This is a genomic window from Halalkalibacterium ligniniphilum (assembly GCF_000334155.1).
In the GTDB taxonomy this organism is placed as follows: domain Bacteria; phylum Bacillota; class Bacilli; order Bacillales; family Bacillaceae_D; genus Halalkalibacterium; species Halalkalibacterium ligniniphilum.
Map to the genome: position 1 here is coordinate 1 of NZ_ANNK01000137.1, position 1,127 is coordinate 1,127.

10 tRNA genes are annotated in these 1,127 nt (G+C 51.5%); all 10 read right to left on the minus strand.

Going from position 1 to position 1,127, the window contains the following annotated elements:
• Nucleotides 1-48: 48 nt before the first annotated feature.
• A tRNA-Trp gene (locus BLT_RS0116850) sits at nucleotides 49-122 on the minus strand.
• Between the two features lie 5 nt (nucleotides 123-127).
• Nucleotides 128-212, minus strand: a tRNA-Tyr gene (locus BLT_RS0116855).
• Between the two features lie 60 nt (nucleotides 213-272).
• Nucleotides 273-348: transfer RNA gene (locus BLT_RS0116860), tRNA-Thr, on the minus strand.
• 7 nt (nucleotides 349-355) lie between these two features.
• Nucleotides 356-431, minus strand: a tRNA-Phe gene (locus tag BLT_RS0116865).
• Nucleotides 432-517: 86 nt separating this feature from the next.
• A tRNA-Asp gene (locus BLT_RS0116870) sits at nucleotides 518-594 on the minus strand.
• 7 nt (nucleotides 595-601) lie between these two features.
• Nucleotides 602-675 (minus strand) — tRNA-Met (locus tag BLT_RS0116875).
• 17 nt (nucleotides 676-692) lie between these two features.
• A tRNA-Val gene (locus tag BLT_RS0116880) sits at nucleotides 693-768 on the minus strand.
• Nucleotides 769-784: 16 nt separating this feature from the next.
• Nucleotides 785-859: transfer RNA gene (locus tag BLT_RS0116885), tRNA-Glu, on the minus strand.
• A 20-nt stretch (nucleotides 860-879) separates the two neighbouring features.
• A tRNA-Ser gene (locus BLT_RS0116890) sits at nucleotides 880-973 on the minus strand.
• 4 nt (nucleotides 974-977) lie between these two features.
• Nucleotides 978-1,052: transfer RNA gene (locus tag BLT_RS0116895), tRNA-Asn, on the minus strand.
• Nucleotides 1,053-1,127 lie beyond the last annotated feature (75 nt).

A 1,127-nucleotide genomic window follows, 5' to 3' on the forward strand; every position in this document is an offset into this window, starting at 1 on the left:
GGTGCGTTAACCACTTCGCCACAACCGCCATATAATTATAGTTTTGTTTGGCAGGGGCAGTAGGAATCGAACCCACACCGGAGGTTTTGGAGACCTCTGTTCTACCGTTAAACTATGCCCCTAAAAATGGTGGAGGGGGACGGATTCGAACCGCCGAACCCTTAGGGAGCGGATTTACAGTCCGCCGCGTTTAGCCACTTCGCTACCCCTCCAAAAGCAACAATATCTATAATACACAATATGTTTTAATACGTCAATAAGTGTAAAGAAGATGGTGCCGGCCAGAGGACTTGAACCCCCAACCTACTGATTACAAGTCAGTTGCTCTACCAATTGAGCTAGACCGGCATAGAAATGGTGGCTCGGGACGGAATCGAACCGCCGACACATGGATTTTCAGTCCATTGCTCTACCAACTGAGCTACCGAGCCATAATAAAAATTATTTAAAGTATGTGATACTCACGTATTGAGATAAGCCCTGTTTCTCGGCTTTTCCTCTTACTATGTAAGTAAAATGGCGGTCCGGACGGGACTCGAACCCGCGACCTCCTGCGTGACAGGCAGGCATTCTAACCAACTGAACTACCGGACCAATGGGATTGCGGGGGACGGATTTGAACCGCCGACCTTCGGGTTATGAGCCCGACGAGCTACCAGACTGCTCCACCCCGCGTCGTTATCAATTAAAACTGGTGGAGGATGACGGGATCGAACCGCCGACCCCCTGCTTGTAAGGCAGGTGCTCTCCCAGCTGAGCTAATCCTCCGATTATATTATGTATATGGTGACCCGTACGGGATTCGAACCCGTGTTACCGCCGTGAAAGGGCGGTGTCTTAACCGCTTGACCAACGGGCCACTATTAAGTCAGAGTTTGCTGGCGGAGAGCGAGGGATTCGAACCCTCGAGACGGCTTTACACCGCCTACACGATTTCCAATCGTGCTCCTTCGGCCAACTCGGACAGCTCTCCTAAGTGGCTCCACAGGTAGGACTCGAACCTACGACCGATCGGTTAACAGCCGATTGCTCTACCACTGAGCTACTGTGGAATATTATATGCTTGGCAACGTCCTACTCTTGCAGGGGGAAGCCCCCAACTACCATCGGCGCTGAAGAGCTTAACG